Below are 24,411 nucleotides of genomic sequence, written 5' to 3'. Positions count from 1 at the left end.
CGAAATAGGGTTGAGAAAATCGTAAAGCGCCTCTTGCGGCCTCCGGCACTGATGCAAGGTTTGAATCTTGTGCGCTGACCGGCTAGTCCTGTGTGCAGGTGATGACCAAAACGGATGAGAAGGCGGGAAAAGAATGCTGCATCCCTCGACCAAGAAACTGATCGACAAGCTGAGCGAGATGACACGCAAGCAGCGTGTCTCCTGGATCGAGGGGGAGAACGGCACAGTCGTGCATGACACCGAAGGCTACCGCGTGGTTCTGACCCCGGAGCCGCATGGCGTGATCCTCACCGATGCCGTGGGTCGCGAGATAGAGACCTGCACGCCGGAAGAAATCGCCGACGAGAAGGACGCTGCCGGGCGGCCCTATTCCCAGTTCGTCGGCGAACTCTTCCGCGAAGCCCACCGCCATGCGCGCGGCGCCGAAAAGGCGATCAGCGCCCTGCTGGCGGGCCTCGAAGCGGTGGAGGCAGAGCCGGTCAATGCCCCGGCGCCAGAACCCGAAGCCGAGCCCGAGCCGGAAACGCTGACCGACGAAACCCTCTCGCTGGAAGGCGAGACGGCGATCACCGCCGCCGTGGCGACGCTGGCCGACCAGATCAACAACACCGCGCCTGTGGCCGGTCCGGAAGTTGCGGTCGCGCCAGAGCCAGAACCTGTGGCAGCGGTTGCTGAAGCTGAGCCCCAGCCCGAACCTGCCCCCGCGCCGCTCCCGGCCGCCTATGCAGAGACTGAGGAATACGCTGAGGGCGAGGACGAAGCCGCTGCCCTGGTCGCGCCAGAGCCTGAACCCGAAGCTACGGCCGAGCCGGAAACCTCCCGGGCGCCCGCCTCCGGGCCAGAACCTGTCGCCATGACCGCAGAGACAGAGTCCTCACCAGCCCCTGAGCCCGACCTTCAGACCCAAGCTGAACCCGAGCCCGCCCCGCCGCCGAGCCCGATGCAGCAGCGCTTCTCGCTGTCAGGCATTCCTTACGGCGTCGGCTTTGCCGGGACGCAGCGCGTTGACCCGCCCGAGGCAAAGCCCGCGCCCGCCGGTCAGGCCTCGCCCGCCACGCTGGTCATCGACGGAACCGAGGATCTTCCCGAGATCATGCCCAGCCTGGAAGATGACGCAGACTTCCCGCCTCTGCCCGAAAGCCGGCGCGAGGACGACGATGACGGCGCCCCGCCGGCCATTCCGCGGCGGTTCAATCCCTGGAATTGAGGGGTACGACCCTATGCGGGCCGACATGCGCCTGCCCGCGCTGTCTGGCCAGCTCAATCTGTTTCTGACGCTCGGCAAAGCGCGCGCGCTGGGCGTCCGTCATCGTGTCGATACAGTGCGGGCAGGAGACGCCTTGCCTGTAGGCCGGGTCTGCACGTTGCGCTTCTGACACGGGATGCCCGCAGGCATGACAGAGGACATGACTTCCCGGCGAGAGGTCATGCCCTACCGCGACACGTTCATCGAACACGAAACACTCCCCGCGCCAGGAGCTTTTCTCCTGCGGCACGGTCTCGAGATATTTGAGGATGCCGCCCTGCAGGTGGAACACATCCCCGATGCCTTCGGCCTTCACAAAGCTCGTCGCCTTCTCGCAGCGTATGCCGCCGGTGCAGAACATGGCGATCTTCGGCGCGCGGCCCTCCGCTTCCAACCGCTCCCGGAACTGGCGGAACCAGGCGGGGAATTCGCGGAAGGTCTCGGTCTTCGGGTCGATGGCGCCCTCGAACGTGCCGATGGCCACTTCATAGTCATTGCGCGTGTCGATCAGAACCGTATCCGGGTCGCCGATCAGCGCGTCCCAGTCCTGCGGCGTGACATAGGTGCCAACCAGATCATTGGGGTCGGTGCCCGGCACGCCCATGGTGACGATCTCGCGCTTCAGGCGAACTTTCAGCCGCAGGAACGGCATCTGCGCTGCCTCCGAGAATTTTGCCTCCAGCGTCTCTGCTCCGGGCAGCGCGCGCAGCATGGCGAGGGCTTCCTCAATCGCTTCGCAGCTGCCCGCGATCGTGCCGTTGACGCCTTCCTCCGCCAGCAGCAGCGAGCCCTTGATGCCCAGCCCGCAGAGCCTGGCGGCGATCTGCTGGCGGCGCGCGGCATAGTCCGGGAAGCGGAAGAATTTGTAGAGGGCGGCAATCTGGACGGTCATGGACCGCCTTATGACAGAAGCGCGGACTTGGGAAAACGGGGGAATCCCTTAGGCTGGCAGCCATGAAACAGCTTCTCCTCATCTGGCACTCGCGCACCGGCACGGCAGAGGCGATGGCGCGGGCCGCGTTTGAAGGCGCGCGCGCTGACGAGGCGTGCGCGCCCCGCCTCCTGCGGGCGGCCGAGGCCGGGCCGGAGGATCTTCTCGCCGCAGATGGCTATCTCTTCGCTGCCCCGGAAAACCTCGCCAGCCTATCGGGCGAGATGAAGGAATTTTTCGACCGCTGCTACTATCCCGTCCTCGGCCGCATCGAAGGGCGCCCCTACGCCCTGATGATCGCGGCCGGATCGGACGGCGCCGGCGCGGCGCGCCAGGCCGGCCGCATCGCAACCGGATGGCGTCTGCGGGAAGTCCAGCCCGCGCGAATCGTCTGCATGCAGGCACAGACCCCGGAGGAAATCCTTGCGCCCAAGACCCTGCCCGAAGCCGAGCGGGCACATTGCCACGCTCTCGGGGCGGCACTGGCAGCCGGGATCGGCGCCGGCATCTGGTGAGGAAACGGGTTCGCGCGGTGTGTTAATTCCGCTAACAAGCCGCGATCAGGAACCCCGGAGCAAGAGATCATGACGGCGCTGACGCACATTCCTTCTGGCTGGACAATTGGCGGGGGCGGGCCGCTGGCGGTGATGGCCGGGCTCAACGTGCTGGAAGACGAGGGTCTGGCGCTGGAAGTGGGCGCCGAGCTCAAGCGCATCTGCGCGGCCCTGGGCCTGCCCTATGTGTTCAAGGCGAGCTTCGACAAGGCCAACCGCTCCTCCATCACCTCCTATCGCGGCCCGGGCCTCGAGGCGGGACTCAACATCCTTGCCCGGGTCAAGGGCAAGCTCGGCGTGCCCGTCATCACCGACCTGCATGAGCCCGGCCAGGCCGAGCCGGTCGCCGCCGTCGCCGACATCATCCAGCTGCCCGCTTTCCTCGTGCGCCAGACCGACCTCGTCATCGCCACCGCCAAAGCCGCTGCCCGGGAAAAAGCGCTGATCCAGGCCAAGAAGGCCCAGTTCATGGCGCCCTGGGACGCCAGGAACATCGTCTCCAAGATCGCCGAAGTCGCCCCGGAAACCGGCGTCATCCTCTGCGAGCGGGGCGTGAGCTTTGGCTACAACAATCTCATCGTCGACATGCTGGCCATCCCCGAGATGAAGAAGCTCGGCTGCCCGGTCACCATCGACGCCACCCATGCCGTCCAGCTGCCCGGCGCCGATCCGCGCACCGGCGGGGCCTCCACAGGCGGGCGGCGCGACGGGGTCGCCATCATCGCCAGATCCGCCGTGGCCGCCGGCGCCGACGGGGTGTTCCTGGAGTTCCACACAGACCCCGACAAGGCCCTCTGCGACGGCCCAAGCTGCCTGCCGCTCGCCGGCGCCGCAGACCTCCTGGCAACCCTCAAAGCCCTCCACATGGCCGTGAACCCGGCGTGACCCGATGATGGGGCCGCGCGCGGGTCAGTGCTCGCTGAGCAGGATGCCGCGCAGATAGTCGCCGTATTCATTCTTGTAACCGGCCGCGAGCTTTTCCAGCTGCGCGTCGCCGATGAAGCCGCAGCGCCAGGCAACTTCTTCCGGGCACGCCACTTTCAGGCCCTGGCGCTTTTCCAGCGTCTGGACAAACTGAGACGCCTGGATCAGCCCGTCAAACGTGCCCGCATCCAGCCACGCCGTTCCGCGCGGCAGGCGTTTGACCTTCAGCAGGCCCTTCTGCAAGTAGAAGTCATTGATCGAGGTGATCTCAAGCTCTCCGCGGGCGGAGGGTTTCACCTCGCGCGCAATATCAACCACCTGGTCATCATAGAAATAGAGCCCGGTGACAGCCCAGTTGCTTCGCGGCTTGACCGGCTTTTCCTCGATCGAGAGGGCAACCCCGTCCCTGTTGATCTCCACCACCCCGAACTCGGCGGGATTGGTGACCTGGAAGGCGAACACTTCCGCGCCCCTGGTCAGGCTGCCCGCTTCCTGCAGGTCCCCGCGCAGGCCCGCGCCGTAGAACATGTTGTCGCCCAGCGCCAGCGCGCTCGGACCACCGCGCACGAAATCCGCCCCGATCAGGAATGCCTCGGCAAGGCCGCGCGCCTCGGGCTGCTCGGCATAGGTGAAGTTCATGCCCCAGTCCTCGCCCGTCCCCAGGAGGCGCTGATAGGCCGGCAGGGCCTCGGGCATCGAAATCACGAGAATGTCCCGGATGCCCGCCATCATCAGTGTCGTGACGGGATGGAAGATCATCGGCTTGTCATAGACCGGCAGCAGCTGTTTCGAGACGCCGCGCGTGATCGGATAAAGGCGCGTGCCCTTGCCCCCCGCCAGAATAATGCCCTTCATGCCCTCCAACCTTTCGTTCTGACCAGTTCTTCCACAACGCTGCGGGTGCTTTCCCGCCAGGGCGGCAGCGCAATTCCATGGGCTGCCGCCAGCGCGCTGCAATCCAGCCGGGAATTGGCCGGCCTTTGCGTGGGCGTTGGATACTCGGCAGTTGTGATCCTTTTAATACGGGCGCCGGGGCCGCCGGCCGCTGCGCTGACCGCGAAAATCTCTTCGGCAAATTCTGCCCAGCTCGCCTCGCCCTGCGCCGTCATGTGGAAGACGCCCGCCCCCAGCGGCGCCCCCGCGCGGCCATAGCCCAGCGCAATCGACCAGAGGCCCGCGGCAATGGCGGCCGCGCTGGTCGGGTTGCCCCGCTGGTCATGCACCACGGCAAGCTCATCGCGCGTCTCGCCCACCCGCAGCATCGTCCTGGCGAAATTCTTCCCCCACGGACTATAGACCCACGCCGTGCGCAGGATCACCGATTGCGGGTTTCCTGCCGCCACGGCGCGCTCGCCCTCAAGCTTGGAGCGCCCATAGGCCCCGAGCGGGGCCACCGGATCGCTCTCCACATAGGGCGAGGTCTTTTCGCCATTGAACACATAGTCCGTGGAAAGATGAAGGATCGGCGCCCCGCGCGCCGCTGCCGCCTGCGCCAGCGCTCCGGCGGCCACCGCATTCACCAGCCGGGCCGCCTCAGGCTCGCTCTCGGCCTGATCGACCGCCGTATAGGCTGCCGCATTGATGACAATATCGGGCGCAACCTCTTCCATCGCCCGGGCGATACTGGCGCTGTCGGTGATGTCCATTTCCGGCCGCCCGAGGCAGACGGCGTTGACACCGGCCGGCACGGAGGCGGCAAGCGCGCGCGCCACCTGCCCGCCCCTGCCGGCAATGAGGACCGTCAATGTCGTCATGGAAACTCTCTTGCTGTCAGTCTTACTCTGGCCTGGGTGCGAGGTCAGGCCGGAGCCTTCTCGGCAAGGCCGAGGCGCTGGCCGGAATAAACGCTCTTGCGCAGCGGCGCCCACCAGGCCTCGTTCTCAAGATACCAGGCGATGGTCCTGCGAAGGCCGGTCTCGAAGTTTTCCTGCGCGCGCCAGCCAAGTTCGCTCTCCAGCTTTGTCGCATCGATTGCGTAGCGGTGATCATGCCCGGGACGATCGGCAACGAAAGTGATCAAATTACGGCGCGGGCCCGCCGCCGGCATCACCCGGTCAAGCTCCTCGCAGATCGCCTCGACCACCTGCAGGTTGGTGCGCTCGTTGCCCCCGCCCACATTATAGGTCTCCCCCGGCCGGCCCTTCGACGCGATCATCGCCAGCGCCCGCGCATGGTCCTCAACAAACAGCCAGTCGCGGATATTGTCGCCCTTGCCGTAAACCGGCAGCGGCTTGCCCTCCAGCGCGTTCAGCGTCACCAGCGGGATCAGCTTTTCCGGGAAATGATACGGCCCGTAATTGTTGGAACAGTTCGACACCACCACCGGCAGGCCATAGGTGCGCTGCCAGGCCTTGGCCAGATGGTCGGACGCCGCCTTCGATGCCGAATAGGGCGAGGACGGGTCATACGGCGTCTCTTCGGTGAAGAGGCCGGTCTCGCCGAGCGAACCATACACCTCATCGGTCGAGACATGCAGAAAGCGGAACGCCTCCTTCGCAGCGCCCGTCAGGCTGTTCCAGTAGGCCCGCGCCGCCTCCAGCATGCTGTAGGTTCCGGTGACATTGGTTTCCACAAAGGCCTGCGGGCCGGAGATCGACCGGTCGACATGACTTTCCGCCGCCAGGTGCAGGATCTGGTCTGGCTGCTCGCGCGCGATGATCTCGGCCATCTGGCCCTGATTGCAGATGTCCTCGACGATCAGCTTCACCCGGCCGGTGTCTTCCACCGGGGCGATGCTGCCGCGTGTGGCGGCATAGGTCATCTTGTCGATCACGACGACCTCGGCGCCAAGGTCCCTGACCAGATGGCGCACCACAGCCGACCCGATGAACCCGGCTCCCCCGGTTACAACGACCTTTGCCACTCGCATTCTCCTATGGCCCGGCCACGCCCCGGTGCTTGTGCCGGGCACGCAGCTCTCAGGTTGAACTCCCTGCCACTAGCCAATCAAGCGAGCCCCGGGCAAGCTGTTTTCCCCAATCTGCAGACATTTCCCTGTCCAGGGGCGACCTTATGGCAGGGGCAATCAGCAGTATCAGGGGATGAAACCGGCAAGGTGCCCCATAGGGTGCATTAAGCAACGCGCAGTGCACCCGATGGGATTACCCAACCAATATCCGCGGGAGCTTGAACGTCACCGTCTCATCCGCCGTCTTCACCGTGTCCACGGTCACCTCGAAGCGTTCCCGGCACGCCTCAATCACGCCCTGCACCAGGTCTTCGGGCGCCGAGGCGCCAGCGGTGAGGCCGAGCGTGTCCACCCCGTCAAACCAGGCCCAGTCGATATCCTCCGCCGAGGCGACAAGCTCGGCCCGCGCCGCGCCTGCGCGCAGGGCCACTTCCACGAGGCGGACGGAGTTTGAACTCGTCCGTGCCCCGATCACCAGCACCAGCCCCGCGCCCGGCGCGAGCACCTTGACCGCCTCCTGACGGTTGGTCGTGGCATAGCAGATGTCTTCCTTGTGCGGCGTGGCGATGCCGGGGAAACGCGCCTGCAGCGCGGCCACGATTTCCGCCGTGTCGTCCACGCTCAGCGTCGTCTGCGTGATGAAGGCGAGGCTGGCCGCGTTCCTCGGCTGGAAGGCACGGGCGTCCTCCACCGTCTCGATCAGCGCCACGGCCCCTTCGGGCAGCTGGCCCATCGTGCCGATGACTTCAGGGTGGCCGGCATGGCCGATCAGCACGATCTCGCGCGCATTGGTGAAATGCCGCTCGGCCTCCACATGCACCTTGGAAACCAGCGGGCAGGTTGCGTCCACATAGATCATGTTGCGCCGGCCCGCCTCGGCGGGCACCGATTTTGGCACGCCATGGGCCGAGAAGATGACAGGCCGGTCATCCGGGCAATCTTCCAGCTCCTCCACGAAGATGGCGCCCAGGGCCTCCAGCCGCTCCACCACATGCCGATTGTGGACGATTTCATGGCGCACATAGACCGGGGCGCCCCATTTTTTCAGGGCTTCCTCGACAATCTGGATGGCGCGGTCCACGCCCGCACAGAAGCCGCGCGGGGCCGCCAGGCGCAGGGTCAGGGCCGGTTTCGTCGTCATAAGGGTCTCTCTCCTGCGCCGAATGCGTTGCGTGGGCGCCGCTAGGCCTTTAACACGGGGGCGTTATCACATGGACAGGCCTTTGCATAAGGCCAAGATGGACACGCCGACGCATGCGCAGAATTGCCCTTATCCTCGCCGCTTCCCTCCTGGCCGCCACAGCGGTGACCGGCTGCCGCAGCAGCCGAATCGCCCAGAGCCTCGATTCGACGCCGAACGCCGGCCCCTGCCCGGTCGTCGGCTCGGTCTATGACGCTGCCCGCTATGTGAAAATGGCCGATGGCTCAGGCGAGCTCTATTCGGACATCGAATTCACCGGCGAGATCGTCGATGTGCGCATCTTCTGCCGCTACACCGAGGATTTCCCGCTCGACGCCGAAATCGAGATCGATTTCGCCTATGGCAAGGGCCCGGCGGCCACCGCCGATGGCCACATCTACCCCTATTTCGTCGCCGTCACGCGCCGCAACGGCAAGGTCCTCGCCCGCGAAACCTTTGCCAGCCAGGCCGAATTCCGCGGCAGGACGCTGACCGAGAAGTCAGAGCTGGTAAACCGCATCACCATCCCCCGCGCCGATGGCTCCATTTCGGGGGTGAACTTCGAAATCGTCGTCGGCTTCGAGTTGACGGCCGAGCAGCTGGAATTCAACCGCGCGGGCAAGCGCTTCCGCCTGGACGCCGGCGCGTCGGTTGCGGAGTAAGCCATGGGAAGTCTGGCTGGGGAGCTGACGGCCGCCGCAGGCGCCGCCTTCGAGGCCATGGGCCTTGCGGCCCGCTTCGGCGAAGTCCGCCGCAGCGACAAGCCAGAGCTGGCCGATTTCCAGTGCAATGGCGCCATGGCCGCGGCGAAAGCGGCAGGCCGTAACCCGCGCGAAATCGCCGCCGAAATCGCTGCCCGCCTCAAGGACCATGCCAGCGTCCTCTCCGCCGAAGTCGCCGGCCCGGGCTTCATCAACCTGCGCGTCTCCGACGCCGCCCTCTCGACCCGCGCGCAAGCGGTGCGCGGCGACACGATGGCCGGCGCGGAGAAAGCCGCCGACGCCGGGGTCACCGTCATCGACTTTGGCGGCGCCAATGTCGCCAAACCGATGCATGTCGGCCATCTCCGCTCTGCCGTCATCGGCGACACGCTGCAGCGCATCTGCCGCTTTGCCGGCGATCAGGTCACCTCCGACGTCCACCTCGGAGACTGGGGCCTCCAGATGGGCCACCTCGTCACCGAGCTTTACGACGAGCAACCCGGCCTCATCTATTTCGACGCGGCCTATACCGGCCCCTACCCGGCCGAGCCGCCCGTCACCATCGACGATCTCGGCCGCCTCTATCCGCAGGCCTCGAACAAGGCAAAAGCCGACGAAGCCCGCAATGAGCGCTCCCAGCGCGCCGTCGCAGAAATGCAGGCCGGCCGCCCCGGCTACCGCGCCCTGCTGCGTCATTTCATCGATGTCTCGGTCGAGGCCCTGAAAGCTGACTATGGCTTCCTCAACGTCTCCTTCGACCTCTGGAAGGGCGAGAGCGATGTGGACGGCCTCATCCCCGGCCTCGTCGCGCGCTTCAAGCATGCCGGCCTTGCCGAGGAGAGCGACGGCGCGCTGATCGTGCACGTGGCGCGGGAGAGCGACAAGAAAGAGATGCCCCCCGTCATGCTGGTCAACAGCCGCGGCGGCACGGGCTACCACACGACCGACCTCGCCACGATCCTTGACCGGATGGACACGCTGAAACCTGCGCCCGAGCGGATGCTCTACGTGGTCGACCAGCGCCAGGCCCTGCATTTCGAGCAGGTGTTCCGCGCCGCCGGAATGTTGGGGCTGATCGCCGAGGACCGCCTCGAACATATCGGCTTCGGCACGGTGAACGGGCCGGACGGCAAACCCTTCAAGACGCGCGAAGGCGGCGTGCTGCGCCTCGCTGACCTTCAGGCGATGGCGATGGAAGAGGCGGAGAAGAAGCTTTCCGCCGCAAACCTCCCCGCAGACATGGGCAAGGCCGAACGCTTCGATGTCGCCAAAAAGGTCGCCGTCGCCGCCCTGCGCTTCTCCGACCTGATGAACACGCGCACCACGAACTATGTGTTCGACCTCGACCGCTTCACCAGCTTCGAGGGCAAGACCGGGCCCTACCTGATGTATGCCGCCGTGCGGGTAAAATCGGTGCTGCGCAAGGCCGCCGAAAACGGCCATGCGCCGGGCAATGTCAGGGTTACCGAAGACACCGAACGCGCCCTCGTCCTGCAACTCGACGGCTTCGGCGCTGCCCTCCTCGGCGCCCGCGAAAAGCGCATGCCCCACATCCTCTGCGAACACCTCTACGGCCTCGCCCAGGCCTTCAGCAGCTTCTACGCCGCCCTGCCCATCGCCGCCGAAACCGACGCGGAGAAACGCGCAAGCCGGCTAGCGCTTGCCGACGGCGTGCGGCATCAGCTGGAGACGGGGCTGGACCTGCTCGGCATTACGGTGCCGGAGCGGATGTAACAGCGCCGCAACACCTCCCCGACAAGGCCCGATCCAGGAAATCCCGCCCCCTCCGGCCCCGGGCGTATCCTGCGCCCCGTGAACACCCTCGCCGCCTTCCACCCGGGTCAGAAAACACCCGGTCTTCACGGCGTATTTCAGCGCGGTGCCGGCGATCTTCTGGCCGGGGGTGTTGTGGTATCTCCTCCTGGTCGCCGATCTGACGGACGCGCGGCAGCCGCGCCCGTCAGCCTGCAGACCACTCCCGCCCCTGCGCAAAGCATCGCACGATCGGGCATGGGAAACAGCGCTGCCAGATTGCTCAACGCCGATGCGCTGCACCGTCTTTTCTTCCCCTGCGCGAGCGGGGGCTTTGAGGGACAGGCGTTTTCCCTGCAAACGCCCCGAGACGGCGTGAAGGGGGGGCCTGCACCCGCGCAACTGCCGATACATCCTGGCTTTTACCTGACCCCGGACACACCCCGTCAACCTGGCCAGCGCCCGCTGCGTCCGGCCAGTCGTGCTGCCTGAAAGCTGCCCCACTGTCCCTGACGCTTGCCCCTGCCCCTGACCTTCCCCACCTCAAAAGGGTTTAGCCCTGCTCAGCTAGGAGGACACTGCTCATGGCCAAAGCGCTTGTTCCGGTTCCGGCCCCGTCCCCATCCGATAAGCCGCCGCAGCAATGGGAACTCGCCGCCCAATGGGCGCAGGGCTGGCAGGTGGTGAAGCTCGCGGCGAGTATTCTGGTCGTCATCACCTGCCTGATCGTGATCGGTCAGGGCTATCTCTTCTACCGCCTGTTTGATGACCTTCACCCCGTCGCAGGCCTTGTCTACATTGCCGGCCTCACCGCCGCGCTCGCCTGGCTGGTCGCCCGGCCCATCGCCGCCTTCCTCTCCATGCCGGTGGCCGCCCGGCCGCCGGATATCCTGATTGATCCCAAGGCGCCCGATCCCGCCGCCATTGCCGCACGCCTCACCTATGATGTGCGCTATCTGAAGATGCTCGCCGCCAATCCCGAAGTGCAGGCCGAGCGCGCCGCCATCCTGGAAAGCATCGCCAAAGGCCGCGCCCTCGCTTCCCGCGCCGCCCGGGCGGGGCCTGCAGAAGCCCATGCCCTCTCGCTGGACCTTGAGGCCTTCGAGCGGGAGCATATCGAAGCCCGGCTCGCCCCGCTCGACCGCCGCGTGAACCAGATCATCCATGCCGAGGCCGTCGGCGTCGGCGTGGCCACCGCCCTGTCGATGAACGGCACCGTCGACGCCTTCATCGTCCTCTGGCGCAATGCCAATCTCGTGGCGAAAGTCTCCCGCATCTATTTCGGCCGGCCCCATCTCATGGGCAGCTTGCGCATCCTGCGCGATGTCGCGGCCATCGTCGTCGCCGCCCGCGCGCTGGAGGACGTGACCGACATTACCGGCGAGGTGATCGGCAGCCTGCTCGGCCGGATGGGCGGGCTGATCGCCGGTCCGGTGATGGATGGCGGCATCAATGCCATGATGACGCTGAAGCTTGGCTATCTCGCCAAGCGCCGCTGCCGCAGCTTCAAGGGCTGGACGGCAGGCCAGGCGGCGGCGATTTCCGAAGGCGCCCTGCGCGAAGTGAAGGCCGAGTCAGGCTCGGTGATCACCGACCTGCTCAAACGCGTCGGCGGGCTCACCACCCACGCCACCCGCGCCACCGAGCGCGTCCTCGCCGGCTCCCGCAGCACCTGGGAACTGATCCGCAGCTGGTTTGGCGCCGGGCGTCCGGTGGGCAGCTGACGCCATCGTGACGGCTGCGTCAGATGCGCCGATGGACACAGCCGCCCGGCTTGGCTCAGATGGAAGGTGGTGGGATCCAGGCTGGCCGGGCGGTGCACATGTGGCTGCGCAGAACTTTCGTCTACATCTCGCTGCTGGTCATGCTGGCCGCGCTGTGGCTTGGCATTGCGGCCTTTGTCACCCTCAATGACCGCGCCATTCCCGAGCAGCGGGAAGACGCTGCGCACGCCCTGCCCGCCGCGCAGTCTCCGCTGAGGCTGATGGTCTGGAATATCGGCTATTCCGGCCTCGGCGAAGCGTCCGATTTCCAGGCCGATGGCGGGCAGATGCTGCGCCCGCCTGGCCGCGAGGCGGTGGAGAAAAACCTTGCTGGCATCCAGGCTGTCCTGCGCGAGGAGGTGCCGGATATCGTCCTGATGCAGGAACTCGCCGCGCCGGGCTTCCTCACCCACAATGTCGACGTCCTCTCCGGCGTGAAAGACGCGCTGCCCGGCTATGGAATGGTCTTCTCCTCAGACATCCGCACGCGCCTGCTGCCCGGCCCGCTCAGCCTGCGCCATGGGCTGGGCACATTCACGAAAGTGGCCGCAGAGCCCGCAAAGCTCGTCCGCCTGACCGAAGAGCCCGGGCCGATCATGGGCTTCCTCCAGCGGCGCTATCATGTCCAGGTCACCGAGCTTGACGTTTCCGGCGCCCCCTGGGTCATCCTCAACGTCCACCTCTCCGCCTTCGATGAGGGCGCGGGCACGCGAATGCAGCAGGTGCGCGAAGTGCTCGACCTGGCCCAGTCGCACTACCAGCAGGGCAAGGGCGTGGTCCTCGGCGGTGACTGGAACATGCGCCTGGCCGCGACAGACTTCCCCTATGAGAGCGACGAAAGCGCCCTCTTCTGGGTGCATGACTTTCCCCGCGAAGCCCTCCGACCGGGCTGGCAGATCGTGATCGACCCTGCCATCCCCACCACCCGCACCAATGAACAGCCCTACAGGCGCGGCATAAACTACACCACCATCATCGACGGCTTCATCGTCTCCCCCAACGTGACCGTGGAAGACGTCCGCGGCCTCGATCTCGGCTTCGCCATCACCGACCATCAGCCCGTCGTCGCCAGGTTCAGCCTGACCGGGCCAGAGGCGGCAGAACCGAATACCGAATCTGATTGAACCTTTCGCCCTGCCCGCGCGACTATCCCTTTGAAGGACAGGCGCGGCGATGGCTCTCAGCGATACAGACAGGATCTATGACGAACTGCTCGTCACGCTGGTGCGCGCCGGCGATGCCCGCGCCGCAGACCGGCTGGCCGCCCGCTGGCAACCGCGCCTGATGCGGGCGGCCCGGCGGATGCTGGGCGATCCCGAAGAGGCGCGCGAGGCGGTGCAGGAAGCCTGGGGCGGGATCTGCCGAGGCTGGTTCACCCTATCGGAACCGGCGATGTTTCCCGCCTGGGCCTATGGCATCCTGACGCGGAAATGCGCAGACCGTATCCGGCGGGCGAGCGCGGCACGCCAGCGCTTCCTGCCCGAAGAGGCCGCGCCCGAACCGGCCGGCATCGACACCGCGCCCCTGCGCCATTCCCTCATGGCCGCACTTGGCCAGCTCAGCGCCGACCACCGCGTCGCCGCCATTCTCCATTTCAGCGAGGGCCTCACCCTTGCCGAAACCGCCGCAGCCTTAAGCGTTCCCACCGGCACGGCAAAGTCGCGCATCTTCCATGCGCGCCAACATCTCAAACAGCTTCTTGAAGGAGACCTGTCATGACGAGTTTTGAAACACGGCTGAAAGACGGCCTTTCCGCCGAGGACGAAGCCTTCCTGAAAAACCTGGAAAACGGGGAAAGCCTGATCGGCCAGCTGGGCGCGACGTTCACCGGGCCGCTGAAATTCTGGACCGCGTTCGCTTTTGTGCTGAGCCTTGCCTTCTTTGCCATTGCGGTCTGGTCAGCGGTCCAGATCCTCGGGGCAGAAGAGCTGCGCGAAATGATCTTCTGGCTCGCCGCCTTCCTCTTCAGCATGCTGGCGGTGGCGATGATCAAGGTCTGGTTCTGGATGCGGATGCACCATCTTGCCCTGCTGCGCGAGCTCAAACGCATCGAGCTGCGCATTGCGCGGAATGCGCTCTGACAGGTTTGCGGGGGCGCATTTCCCCGGACGCGCAAGAATCGGGTGGCAGACGGCGGGGGCCTCTGGCATCCCCGCCATGACCCATAGCCAGCTCAGGAGGACGCCCGACATGCCCGGCCAGGCCGAGAAACTTGCCCGCTTCGCCAGCCTCCATAACGGCGCCCGGCCCCTCGTGCTGGTCAACATCTGGGATGCGGGGTCTGCCCGCGCGGTAGCGGCGGCGGGAGCCCGCGCGCTGGCAACAGGCAGCGCTTCGGTCGGCGGCGCGCTCGGCTATGCCGATGGCGAGGCTGTGCCATTCGATCTGGTGCTCGATCATGCCGCACGGATCGTGGCAGCGGTCGAGCTTCCCGTCTCGCTCGACTTTGAAGCCGGCTATGCCGCCACCACAGACGGTCTGGCCGAGAACATCCGCCAGGTCGTGGGCACAGGCGCTGCCGGCATAAACCTTGAGGACGGCTACCCCGCCGGCGAGGGCGAAGGCGTGCGCCCGCCCGGGGAAGCGGCGGCCCGCATCGGGGCCGCGCGCGCGGCGGCTGACAGTCTCCTGCCAGGCTTCTGGATCAACGCACGCACTGACATCTGCCTGCGCGAGAGGCCCGAGGACCACCCCGCCCGCATCAATGACGTGATCGCCCGCGGCGCAGCGTATGCTGCAGCCGGCGCCAGCAGCTTCTTTGTGCCCGGCCTGCGGGATATCAGGCTGATCGCAGAAATCTGCGCGGCGTGCCCCCTGCCGGTGAATGTGATGGCCGGTCCGGAGGCGGGCGGCTTTGGCGCGCTGGCAGAGGCAGGCGTGCGCCGCATAAGCTATGGCCCGTTTCCCTGGCGCGCGGCGATGGCAACGCTCACTTCCTTTGCACATCGCGCAGCCGAAGCGGACTAACGCGCGCCCGCCCTTGCCCCGCCCGGGAATCCGGGCTAGCTGACCGCCATATATCCTCTTCCGGGAGAGAGCGGCATTCGGTAGCCGCCGCCGAAGGCGCAACCGCCCCGGAAACGCTCAGGCAAAAGGGCCGGAAGAGGGTCAACACGCTGGAAAGAGGCTGAAAATACGCCTCGCCGAAGGAGCAAGCCGGTTTATGACCGGCGGAATCTCTCAGGCGCCCGGACAGCGGGGGCGACGGACCAGAGCAGCGCCCTCGCGCGCTGCGCCGTCACTCTATGAAAGGGCGCCATGTCAGAGGCCGCGACTGAAAACCTGAAGCGCACCCCGCTTTACGCCTGCCACGTGAAGATGGGCGGCAAGCTCGTGGGCTTTGCCGGCTATGAAATGCCTGTCCAGTTTGAAGGCGTGATGCCCGAACATATCTGGACGCGCACGCAGGCCGGCCTGTTCGACGTCTCCCATATGGGCCCCTGTTTCCTCACCCTGGAAGCGGGCATCGGCGGGGGCGAGGCCGCCCATGCCGAAATCGCAGCTCTGATCGAGCAGCTCGTCCCCTCCGACATCACCAGCCTCAAGCCCGGCCAGGCCCGCCTAACCGTCCTCCTGAATGAAGACGGCGGCATCCTCGACGATCTCATCATCACCCGGCCCCTGGGCGATGAGGCTCAGGGCACGCTCTACATTGTCGTCAACGGCGCAATGAAGGAGCAGGACTGGGGCCTCTTCGAGACAGCTCTCGCCGGCAAGGCCGTGCTGACGCGCGCCGATGACCGCATCCTCTTTGCCCTGCAAGGCCCTAAGGCCGTCGATGTAATGGCGGACTTTTTCCCCGGCTGCGAAGATCTCAAATTCATGCACCACATGCCGTTCGAAATGAACGGCCAGCGCTGCATCGTCTCGCGCTGCGGCTATACCGGAGAAGACGGCTTTGAAGTCCTGATCCCGGCCGAGGCCGGCCTGCCGCTGATTGAAGAGATGTACACCGACGAGCGGGTAAAGCCCATCGGCCTTGGCGCGCGCGACTCCCTGCGCCTGGAGGCAGGTCTCTGCCTTTACGGCCACGACCTTGCCCCGGACATCTCCCCCATCGAGGCAGACCTTGCCTGGGTCATCCAGAAGCGCCGCCGCGAAGCGGGCGATTTCCCCGGCGCCGCGCGTATCCTTCGGGAACTGAAAGACGGCCCCGCCCGCAAGCGCGTTGGCATCCGCCCGCTCGAGCGCGCCCCGGCCCGCGAAGGCACCGAGATCCAGCTGGACGGCGAAATCATCGGCGTCATCACCTCCGGCGGCTTCGGCCCGACCTATGACGCGCCCGTCGCCATGGGCTATGTCGCCGCCGACCATGCCGCACCCGGCACAAAGATTGACCTTATCGTCCGCGGAAAGGCCCGGCCCGCCGAAGTGGCCGCCCTTCCGTTCGTTCCCCAAAACTACAAACGCTGATCCTGGAGGGCTGCGCAATGACCACCTACTATACCAAAGATCATGAATGGGTCCGCGTCGAAGGCGACACCGGCACAGTCGGCATCACCGCCTATGCCGCCGGCCAGCTCGGCGATGTCGTCTATGTAGAACTGCCTGAAACCGGCGCGAAGATCGCCAAGGGCGCAGACTTCGCCGTCGTCGAAAGCGTCAAGGCCGCTTCGGACGTCTACGCCCCGATCTCCGGCTCGATCCTTGAAGCCAACACCGCCCTTTCCGATGCGCCGGAAAAGGTCAACGAGGCCGCCGAGAGCGACGCCTGGTTCGTCCGCATCCAGATTGCCGACAAGGGCGAGCTTGACGGACTGATGGATGAAACCGCCTACACTGCTTACTGCGAAGGGCTCTGATACATGCGCTACCTGCCGCTCACGCCTGAGGACCGCGCCAGCATGCTGGCGACCATCGGCGCGAAATCCGTCGATGATTTTTATACGGACGTGCCAGACGCCGCCCGCCTGAAGGGAAAGATTGCCGGCCTGCCTGATCATCAGGGCGAGCTCGCCGTCGAGCGGCACCTGACCAAACTCGCCGCGAAGAACCGCTCAGCCTCCTCCGGCCCGTTCTTCGTCGGCGCGGGCGCCTACAAGCATCATGTCCCGGCCACGGTCGACATGATCATCCAGCGCTCGGAATTCCTGACGACCTACACGCCCTACCAGCCGGAAATCGCGCAAGGGACCCTGCAGACCCTGTTTGAGTTCCAGACCCAGGTTGCCGCGCTCACCGCCATGGATGTCGCCAACGCGTCGATGTATGACGGCTCCACCTCCTGCGCCGAGGCCGCCGTGATGGCTGCCCGCGCCACCCGCCGCAAGAAGATCATTCTCTCTGGCGGCCTCCACCCGCATTATGCCGCCGCCACACGCCTCCTCTGTGAGGCACAAGGCCTCACGGTCGTCCAGCTGCCCGTCGCCATCGACGGCGAGGACGAGCTCTCAAAGGCCGTGGACGGAGAAACCGCCTGCGTCATCGGCCAGAGCCCGAACGTCTTCGGCACGGTCACTGATCTTTCCGGCATCGCCAGCGCGGCGCATGAGAAAGGCGCCCTTCTGGTTTCGGTATTCACCGAAGCTGTCAGCCTCGGCATGGTCACCCCTCCCGGAGAAATGGGCGCGGACATTGCTGCAGGCGAAGGCCAGTCGATCGGAAACGGGCTCAATTTCGGCGGGCCCTATGTCGGCCTCTTCTCCTGCCGCGAAAAGCTCGTGCGCCAGATGCCAGGCCGCCTCTGTGGCGAAACGGTGGACGCAGACGGCAAGCGCGGTTTCGTGCTGACGCTCTCGACCCGCGAGCAGCATATCCGCCGCGACAAGGCGACCTCCAACATCTGCACCAACTCCGGCCTCTGCGCCCTTGCCTTCACGTCCCACATGACGCTGCTGGGCGGGAAGGGCCTCAGGCAACTCGCTGAGCTCAACCATGAAGCGGCCATCGAGCTCGCCGATGCCCTCAGTGCCGTCAAGGGCGTGGAAGTCCTCACCCCGCGCTTCTTCAACGAGTTTGCTATCCGCACCCCGATGGACGCCGAAGCCGTCCTCGCGATGCTCGATGAAGCCGGCGTCGTCGGCGGCGTGCGCGCCTCCCGCCTCTTCCCCGGCGATCACCTCGGTGACGTCATTCTCGTCGCCGCCACCGAATGCACGACGCCAGATGATATCGCCGCCTATGCCGACGCTCTGAAGGAGATCATCTGATGTCCATGAACACAATGGGCCGTCCCACGGCGCCCGCTTCCGTCTCTGCCGCTGCCATCGAGACCGTTTCGGGCTCGCGCGGGCTTCTTCAGCATGAAGACCTTCTCTTCGAGATCGGCACGCCCGAAACCACCGGCGTGGACCTGCCCAAACCCAAGGGCCTCAAATCCCGTCTCGGCGGCGTCGCCCGCAAGGTGGACACCGGCCTGCCGGGGCTCTCCGAGCCGCAGGCCGTGCGCCATTACATGCGCCTCTCCCAGAGGAACTATGCCATTGATCTTGGCCTTTTTCCCCTTGGATCGTGTACGATGAAGCACAATCCGCGTCTCAACGAAAAGATGGCGCGCCTGCCCGGCTTTGGCGACATTCACCCCCTCCAGCCGCAGGCGACCGTTCAGGGCGCGCTGCAGCTGATAGATGAACTCGCCACCTGGCTCAAAGTCCTCACCAACATGCCGTCTGTCGCCATGAGCCCGAAAGCCGGCGCGCATGGCGAGCTGTGCGGCATGCTGGCCATCCGACAGGCGCTGATCGCGCGCGGCGAAGGGGAAACTCGCAAGCGCGTCCTCGTGCCGGAATCCGCTCACGGAACAAACCCGGCCACGGCCGTCCAGTGCGGCTTCATCGTCGACGAGATCAAGGCCGACAGGCGTGGCCGGGTCGACATGGCAGACCTCAAAGCAAAGCTGGAAAAGTCCGATGATGTCGCCGGCATCATGTTGACCAACCCCAACACCTGCGGCCTGTTTGAAACCGACATCCGCGAAATCGCCGACCTGATCCACCAGGCCGGCGGCTACTTCTATTGCGACGGGGCAAACTTCAACGCCATCGTCGGCCGCGTGCGCCCGGGCGACCTTGGCGTCGACGCCATGCACATCAACCTGCACAAGACCTTCTCCACGCCCCATGGCGGCGGCGGCCCTGGCTCTGGCCCGACCGTTTTCTCCGAAGCGCTCGCGCCCTATGTGCCGGTGCCCTACGTCAACAAGGACGAAGACGGTATCTACCGTCTCGTCGAACATGTGGACGGGGACGCCAGCGAAAGCTTCGGCCGAATGGTTGCCTTCCATGGCCAGATGGGCATGTTCGTCCGCGCCCTCTCCTATATCCTCAGCCACGGCGCCGATGGCCTGAAACAGGCGGCCGAAGACGCCGTCCTCAACGCCAACTACATCCAGGCCCGCCTCAAGCACGTCATGAGCCCCGCCTTCGATGGCTACTGCATGCATGAGGCGCTGTTCTCCGACGCCTTTACCGCAGACGGCATCGAAACCATCGACATCGCCAAGGCCCTCATCGATGAGGGCTACCATCCGATGACGATGTACTTCCCGCTGGTGGTCCATGGCGCCATGCTGATCGAGCCGACGGAAACAGAGTCCAAAGCCGAGCTCGACCGCTTCTGCGACGCGCTGGAATCCATCGCCCGCCGCGCGGCGCAAGGCGACGACACGCTGAAAGGCGCCCCTTACCTCGCTCCGGCCAAGCGCCTCGACGAGACCCGCGCCGCCCGCAAGCCGGTTCTGAAATGGGCCCCCGAAGACACAAGCAAGGTCGCCGCCGAATAAGCGGCGCCTTCGCAGGGCCTCAATCACACATCCCGGGTACGGCGGCTGTTGGGAAACAGCCGCCGTCTCAGCATTCTGAACAGGGCCAGCGCCGGGCGCTCGACCAGCCTGTGGCCGGTCCACCCCGCCAGCAGGGCGCCGATGAAGACGGCCGCGATATAGGCAAGGTCATCGCCAATCCCCGGCGCTCCCGGCACGAACGGCGCGGCCCATCCGCCCGTCTCCGCCATCCAGCGGATCGCAAAGATCAGCCCGCCGATCGCGAAGATGTGCCCCAGATAGATCGAATAGGACCAGTCGCCGATATGGCTGCCTGCCCGGAAAAGCCCCTCCAGCGGCCGGGCCAGACCATACATCGCCCCGGGTAGAAACCGTCCGCCCAGCCAGCCAAGGCCGATCACGCCCCCCGCCGCCAGCACGCCCGCGCCCACCGCCCACATCGCCGCGCCCTGCCGCAGGCCCGCTTCGCTCACCGGTGTCAGCCCGTGCATCTGGTAGACCGCCGCGCAGGCAATCACCGCCGCCGTCACCGGCACCAGCCATACCAGCCGCCCATGCTGCTCCAGCGCCGCAATGCCATAGACCAGCAGCGCGCCCGGAATGCCAAAGGCCAGCACCCGGCCCCATTGATAGGTGTACGCCGTTACCTCGCCCTGCAGGCAGAGATTTGTCGTGAACCAAAGCGCCGCTCCAAGCGTCAGAAGCCCTGAGCGGGCGACAAAGCCCGCGCTGACGATCAGGCCCACCATCGCCCCGAAGATGAATTCCATCGTCAGCGGGTGGATGGCGAGCGTCATGAGGTTCACCGCGCCCGGGCGTGACAGACCCAGCAGCGACGCGCCGACAATCGCCCCGCCCCAGGCCAGCAGGGCAAAGGGCAGCAAGCCCCGTGGCAACAGCAGGAGACAGGCAAACACGGCGTAGAAATACAGCTCATGCATCAGCGTCCAGCCAAGGCTGAGCACCGGCAGGTCAGGCTGGGGCAGGAGGAAGAAGGACTTCACCAGAAACCCTGCCGCGTCTCCCTCCTGCAGCGCCGCCCGCCAGGCCGGATCGTTCGCATCGGGAACATGAAGGAAAAGATAGTAAGCCGTCGCCAGCCCCGCCGCCGCCCACCAGAGCGGATAGATCCGCGTCACCCGCGAGAACAGGAACGCGCCAACCCCCGCTACCCCCGGCGCCGTCTGCCGCGTCACCCACACCATGATGAAGCCGGAGATCACAAAGAACAGATCGACCCCCGCATACCCGCTGGCAAAAATGCCGCCGAGCAGGCCGGGCGCGGAATTTTCCGGGTCGATGGTGAGGAGCTGTAAACCCCAGGCGTGGTAGAAAACCACCAGGAGAGCCGCAATGCCGCGCAGAAGCTGGATCGAGTGAAGCTTCATGTCCGGCGGGGCCAACTCTCTCTACGCAAATGCTCAGTTATCCGAAGGTGTAGCAATGAGGTCACGCCCTTGCCAGACTTTCGACACATCTCGTGCGTTACTCTGGTAAGTATCAGCTCCAAACCCATATTGATCGCCATGCCACCTGAAAACGCCCCCCTCCTGAACGAACCGGTCTACGCGCCGCCCAAGCCCATTCACGTTCTGCGCAACGGAGTGAACGTCGTCGCGCGCCAGACACTCGCCGTGACCGGTCTCGGCATGATCGCCCTGGCAGTTCCGGTTGGCATTGCCACGCCGTTCATTCCAATCGGCCTTCCGATGGCCATCCTGGGGTCGTCCTGCTCGGGCGTAACGCCGTCTGGGGCCGCCGCTGGATGGAGAGCGTCATGGCGCGCCATCCCCGCATCGAGCGCATGGCGCCAAACTGGCTGATGCGCAGCGTCTTCGGCCGCGACAAACACATTGTGTCAGAATAAGCTCAGGCCGGGCCAAAGCTCACCTCCAGCCCTTGCAAGCGACAGCAAACTTTGCCCTGATAGGGGACAAGGATTAGCTGACTTGCGGGGCATAGATGAAGAAGCTGCTGTTGAGCGCCGGCCTGGGCCTTTGCCTCGCCGTGAGCGCCTGTGGAGGATCGGGCGACGCAAAGAAGGACGGCGAGGTCTCCCGCGTCTTTGATCCCTTCCCCTCCACCTACACCGCCTATCCCTCCGGCGCGACGCTGATCACGGGCGCCACCGTCCTCGACGGCAAGGGCGGCCTCATCGAAGGCGGCAGCGTCCTGATTGAAGGCGGCAAGATTACCGGCGTCGGCGCAGACCTCACCGCCCCGGAGGGCGCCGCCACAATCAATGCCGCCGGCAAATGGGTCACCCCCGGCATTATCGACAATCACAGCCATCTGGGCGCCTATCCCTCGCCGGGCGTCGAAGCCCATGGCGACGGCAATGAAGTCTCAGGCCCCGTCACCGCCGAAGTCTGGGTGGAGCATTCGGTCTGGCCCCAGGACCCCGGCTTCACCCGCGCGCTGGCAGGGGGGATCACCTCGCTGCAGATCCTTCCAGGCAGTGCCAACCTCTTCGGCGGGCGCGGCGTCGTCCTGAAAAACGTGCCCGCCCGCTCTGTGCAGGAAATGAAATTCCCCGGCGCGCCCCACACGCTCAAGATGGCCTGCGGAGAAAACCCCAAGCGCGTCTATGGCTATGGCCGCGGCAGCTTCCCGGGAGGCGCGCCCTATTCCCGCATGGGCAATGTCGCAGGCTACCGCGCTGCCTGGATCGAAGCGGCAGAATACAAGAAGAAGTGGGATGCCTTCATCGACGGGGAAGGCGAGGAGCCCGCCCGCAATCTCGAACTGGAAACCCTTGCCGGCGTCCTCAACGGAGACATCCTCGTCCACATGCACTGCTACCGCGCCGACGAAATGGCGATCATCCTCGATCTCTCCGAGGAGTTTGGCTATCGTGTCGCCGCCTTCCACCATGCCGTCGAATCCTACAAGATCGCCGACAAGCTCGCCGAATATGGCACCTGCTCGTCCATGTGGGCCGACTGGTGGGGCTTCAAGATGGAAGCCTATGACGGCATCCGCGAGAACATCCCGATGGTCCACAATGCGGGGGCTTGCGCCATCGTCCACTCCGACAGCGACATCGGCATCCAGCGCCTCAACCAGGAAGCCGCCAAGGCCTGGTCGGACGGCAAGCGGGCAGGCATCGACATACCCATCGAAGTGGCCTGGCAATGGCTCTCGCTCAACCCCGCCAAATCCCTCGGCATCGATGACAGGACCGGCACGCTCGAGCCCGGCAAGATGGCTGATGTGGTCGTCTGGTCGGCCAACCCCTTCAGCGTCTACGCCCAGGCCGAGAAGGTCTATATCGACGGCGCCCTGATGTATGACCGCGAAGACCCCGCCATCCAGCCCGTGATGGATTTTGAACTCGGCCAGCCCGGTGAAGGAGACCGCAAATGATCCGTTCTCTGCTTCTCGGCCTTGCCGCCCTCTGCCTTGTCCCGATCAGCGCTGCCCAGCCCGTCGCCATCGTCGGAGAAAAAGTCTGGACCGGAACGGCGCAGGGAACCCTCACCAATGGCGTCGTTGTGATCGATGAGGGCCGCATCGTCTCGGTCGGCACGGGCACGCCCCCAGCCGGCATGGCCAGGGTCGAGGCCGAATGGGTCACCCCCGGCCTCATCTCCGCCTTCTCGCGCACCGGCATCACCGAAGTGACCGGCGAGCGCTCGGCCAACGACACCGGCGCAGGCAGCTCGCCTTTCTCCGCCGCCCTCAATGCCGCCGATGGCTTCAACCCTGACGCCACCCCGATTGCCGTCACCCGGCTTGAAGGCTTCACGCGCATTGCGGTGGCGCCCGATGCCCGCTCCAAACTCTTCGCCGGACAGGGCTTCCTGGCTGACACCAGCGGCCTGCCCGGTTCGATCTTCAAGCAGCGCGCCTTTGCCTTCCTTGTGCTGGGCGAGCGCGGCGCCTCGCTCTCGGGCGGCTCGCGCCCGGCCGCCTGGACCGCCCTGCGCGGCGCCTTTGATGACGTACGCTTCTTCGGCGCCCGCTACATGACCCATAACGACGGCAACGTGCTGACCCGGATGGACGCGCAGGCGCTCATGCCCGCAGTGAAAGGCGACCAGCTGATCCTGATCGAGGCCCGCCGCGCCAGCGATCTGGAAGCCATCATGGAGTTCAGGCAGGAAAACCCGATGCTGAAGCTCGCCATCGTCGGCGCCGATGAAGGCTGGCGCGTCGCAGACCGGCTCGCGGCGATGAAGATCCCCGTCATCATCGACGCCTTTTCGAACCTCCCGACCAGCTTCTCCCAGCTCGCCGCCACCAGCGAAAACGCCGCCCGCCTCGCAGAGGCCGGCGTCACCCTGGCCATCGTCAACCTCGATGATGACAGCCATCAGGCCCGCCTCGCCCCGCAGATTGCCGGCAACGCCGTCGCCAACGGCCTGCCCTTTGATGAAGCGATGAAAGCGCTGACGACCGCCCCGGCCGAAATCTTCGGCATGACCGGCCTCGGCGTCCTCGCGCCCGGCGCCCGCGCCGATGTCGTGGCCTGGGACGGCGACCCGCTGGAGGTCACGTCCGCGCCCACGGCCGTGTTCATCGACGGGGTGAGCGAACCGATGGAATCGCGCCAGACCAAGCTGCGCGACCGCTATCTCAGCCTCGACACCAGCCAACGTCCGCTGGCCTACAAGCATTAAATCCGGCGCCGTATGCCTTTTGTTCAACTCCCGTAAATGTTGGGCGGGCAAGGCTGAGGCATCTGGACGCTGAGTTTGCCTGAAACCGCGCGGCGGGGGTCACCCTGCCG

At 65.7% G+C, this 24,411-nt stretch carries 23 protein-coding genes and 1 riboswitch; of the genes, 17 read left to right on the top strand and 6 right to left on the bottom strand.

What is annotated here, in order from left to right:
- Positions 1–133 precede the first annotated feature (133 nt).
- The gene (locus KG722_RS07945; protein ID WP_213271205.1) at positions 134–1,207 is read left to right on the top strand and encodes a hypothetical protein; all 1,074 of its coding nucleotides are present in this window, start codon (positions 134–136) and stop codon (positions 1,205–1,207) included.
- Here KG722_RS07945 and KG722_RS07940 read toward each other — a convergent pair.
- Entirely contained in the window at positions 1,191–2,138 is a 948-nt protein-coding gene (locus KG722_RS07940; RefSeq protein WP_213271204.1) for a rhodanese-related sulfurtransferase, read from the bottom strand. The two genes, KG722_RS07945 and KG722_RS07940, sit on opposite strands and share 17 nt — an antisense overlap.
- A 62-nt stretch (positions 2,139–2,200) precedes the next feature.
- Between KG722_RS07940 and KG722_RS07935 the strand changes: the two genes are divergently transcribed.
- Both KG722_RS07935 and kdsA read left to right on the top strand, forming a co-directional pair.
- Complete coding sequence (locus KG722_RS07935; RefSeq protein WP_213271203.1) at positions 2,201–2,692, top strand: NAD(P)H-dependent oxidoreductase; 492 nt, start codon at positions 2,201–2,203, stop codon at positions 2,690–2,692.
- 69 nt (positions 2,693–2,761) lie between these two features.
- Complete coding sequence (gene kdsA, locus KG722_RS07930) at positions 2,762–3,616, top strand: 3-deoxy-8-phosphooctulonate synthase (protein WP_213271202.1); 855 nt, start codon at positions 2,762–2,764, stop codon at positions 3,614–3,616.
- Between the two features lie 24 nt (positions 3,617–3,640).
- Here the strand turns inward: kdsA and rfbA are convergent, their stop codons facing one another.
- The 4 genes from rfbA to ispH all read right to left on the bottom strand — a co-directional run bounded on the left by rfbA (position 3,641) and on the right by ispH (position 7,704).
- Positions 3,641–4,510, bottom strand: a complete 870-nt coding sequence (gene rfbA / locus KG722_RS07925) for a glucose-1-phosphate thymidylyltransferase RfbA (protein ID WP_213271201.1) — start codon at positions 4,508–4,510, stop codon at positions 3,641–3,643.
- Entirely contained in the window at positions 4,507–5,409 is a 903-nt protein-coding gene (gene rfbD, locus KG722_RS07920; protein ID WP_213271200.1) for a dTDP-4-dehydrorhamnose reductase, read from the bottom strand. The genes rfbA and rfbD overlap by 4 nt, the downstream gene beginning before the upstream one ends.
- 44 nt (positions 5,410–5,453) lie before the next feature.
- A complete protein-coding gene (gene rfbB, locus KG722_RS07915) occupies positions 5,454–6,518 on the bottom strand; it encodes a dTDP-glucose 4,6-dehydratase (RefSeq protein WP_213271199.1) in 1,065 nt (354 codons plus the stop codon).
- Positions 6,519–6,756: 238 nt separating this feature from the next.
- On the bottom strand, positions 6,757–7,704 hold the full coding sequence (ispH, locus tag KG722_RS07910; protein WP_213271198.1) for a 4-hydroxy-3-methylbut-2-enyl diphosphate reductase: 948 nt from the start codon (positions 7,702–7,704) through the stop codon (positions 6,757–6,759).
- Between the two features lie 113 nt (positions 7,705–7,817).
- Here ispH and KG722_RS07905 point away from each other — a divergent pair, with 113 nt between their 5' ends.
- The 11 genes from KG722_RS07905 (at position 7,818) to gcvPB (ending at position 19,679) form a co-directional block, all read left to right on the top strand.
- Positions 7,818–8,405 carry a hypothetical protein gene (locus KG722_RS07905; RefSeq protein ID WP_300998305.1) on the top strand — a complete coding sequence of 196 codons (588 nt, stop codon included), beginning with the start codon at positions 7,818–7,820 and terminating at the stop codon, positions 8,403–8,405.
- Between the two features lie 3 nt (positions 8,406–8,408).
- Positions 8,409–10,178, top strand: coding sequence for an arginine--tRNA ligase (gene argS / locus KG722_RS07900; protein WP_213271197.1), 1,770 nt, complete (start codon positions 8,409–8,411; stop codon positions 10,176–10,178).
- Between the two features lie 602 nt (positions 10,179–10,780).
- Positions 10,781–11,920, top strand: a complete 1,140-nt coding sequence (locus KG722_RS07895) for a YcjF family protein (protein ID WP_213271196.1) — start codon at positions 10,781–10,783, stop codon at positions 11,918–11,920.
- 98 nt (positions 11,921–12,018) lie between these two features.
- Positions 12,019–13,083, top strand: coding sequence for an endonuclease/exonuclease/phosphatase family protein (locus tag KG722_RS07890; protein WP_213271195.1), 1,065 nt, complete (start codon positions 12,019–12,021; stop codon positions 13,081–13,083).
- A gap of 49 nt (positions 13,084–13,132) precedes the next feature.
- Positions 13,133–13,678 carry an RNA polymerase sigma factor gene (locus KG722_RS07885; protein ID WP_213271194.1) on the top strand — a complete coding sequence of 182 codons (546 nt, stop codon included), beginning with the start codon at positions 13,133–13,135 and terminating at the stop codon, positions 13,676–13,678.
- Entirely contained in the window at positions 13,675–14,040 is a 366-nt protein-coding gene (locus KG722_RS07880) for a DUF6768 family protein (protein WP_213271193.1), read from the top strand. The genes KG722_RS07885 and KG722_RS07880 overlap by 4 nt, the downstream gene beginning before the upstream one ends.
- 109 nt (positions 14,041–14,149) lie before the next feature.
- Positions 14,150–14,926 (top strand): isocitrate lyase/phosphoenolpyruvate mutase family protein, encoded by a 777-nt coding sequence (locus KG722_RS07875; protein ID WP_213271192.1) that lies wholly within the window; start codon positions 14,150–14,152, stop codon positions 14,924–14,926.
- 51 nt (positions 14,927–14,977) lie between these two features.
- A riboswitch (glycine riboswitch) is annotated at positions 14,978–15,069 on the top strand.
- 148 nt (positions 15,070–15,217) lie between these two features.
- Positions 15,218–16,372 (top strand): glycine cleavage system aminomethyltransferase GcvT, encoded by a 1,155-nt coding sequence (gene gcvT, locus KG722_RS07870; RefSeq protein WP_213271191.1) that lies wholly within the window; start codon positions 15,218–15,220, stop codon positions 16,370–16,372.
- A gap of 17 nt (positions 16,373–16,389) precedes the next feature.
- Positions 16,390–16,761 (top strand): glycine cleavage system protein GcvH, encoded by a 372-nt coding sequence (gcvH, locus tag KG722_RS07865; RefSeq protein WP_213271190.1) that lies wholly within the window; start codon positions 16,390–16,392, stop codon positions 16,759–16,761.
- Between the two features lie 3 nt (positions 16,762–16,764).
- A complete protein-coding gene (gene gcvPA, locus KG722_RS07860) occupies positions 16,765–18,108 on the top strand; it encodes an aminomethyl-transferring glycine dehydrogenase subunit GcvPA (RefSeq protein WP_213271189.1) in 1,344 nt (447 codons plus the stop codon).
- Positions 18,108–19,679, top strand: coding sequence for an aminomethyl-transferring glycine dehydrogenase subunit GcvPB (gene gcvPB, locus KG722_RS07855; protein ID WP_300998304.1), 1,572 nt, complete (start codon positions 18,108–18,110; stop codon positions 19,677–19,679). Before gcvPA ends, gcvPB begins: the two co-directional genes overlap by 1 nt.
- Positions 19,680–19,702: 23 nt before the next feature.
- Here the strand turns inward: gcvPB and KG722_RS07850 are convergent, their stop codons facing one another.
- Positions 19,703–21,067: an acyltransferase gene (locus tag KG722_RS07850; RefSeq protein ID WP_213271188.1), complete on the bottom strand. Its 1,365-nt coding sequence runs from the start codon at positions 21,065–21,067 to the stop codon at positions 19,703–19,705.
- A gap of 138 nt (positions 21,068–21,205) precedes the next feature.
- On the opposite strand from KG722_RS07850, the gene KG722_RS07845 reads away from it, so the two are divergent.
- The 3 genes from KG722_RS07845 to KG722_RS07835 all read left to right on the top strand — a co-directional run bounded on the left by KG722_RS07845 (position 21,206) and on the right by KG722_RS07835 (position 24,301).
- Positions 21,206–21,502, top strand: coding sequence for a hypothetical protein (locus KG722_RS07845; RefSeq protein ID WP_300998303.1), 297 nt, complete (start codon positions 21,206–21,208; stop codon positions 21,500–21,502).
- A 139-nt stretch (positions 21,503–21,641) separates the two neighbouring features.
- Positions 21,642–23,045, top strand: coding sequence for an amidohydrolase family protein (locus KG722_RS07840; RefSeq protein ID WP_213271187.1), 1,404 nt, complete (start codon positions 21,642–21,644; stop codon positions 23,043–23,045).
- Positions 23,042–24,301, top strand: a complete 1,260-nt coding sequence (locus KG722_RS07835) for an amidohydrolase family protein (protein WP_213271186.1) — start codon at positions 23,042–23,044, stop codon at positions 24,299–24,301. The genes KG722_RS07840 and KG722_RS07835 overlap by 4 nt, the downstream gene beginning before the upstream one ends.
- Positions 24,302–24,411 lie beyond the last annotated feature (110 nt).

Source organism: Hyphomonas sp., assembly GCF_018402285.1.
Taxonomy (GTDB): Bacteria; Pseudomonadota; Alphaproteobacteria; order Caulobacterales; family Hyphomonadaceae; genus Hyphomonas.
The sequence above is the reverse complement of the archived record's forward strand: the minus strand, read 5'-3'. Positions and strand labels throughout refer to the sequence as shown.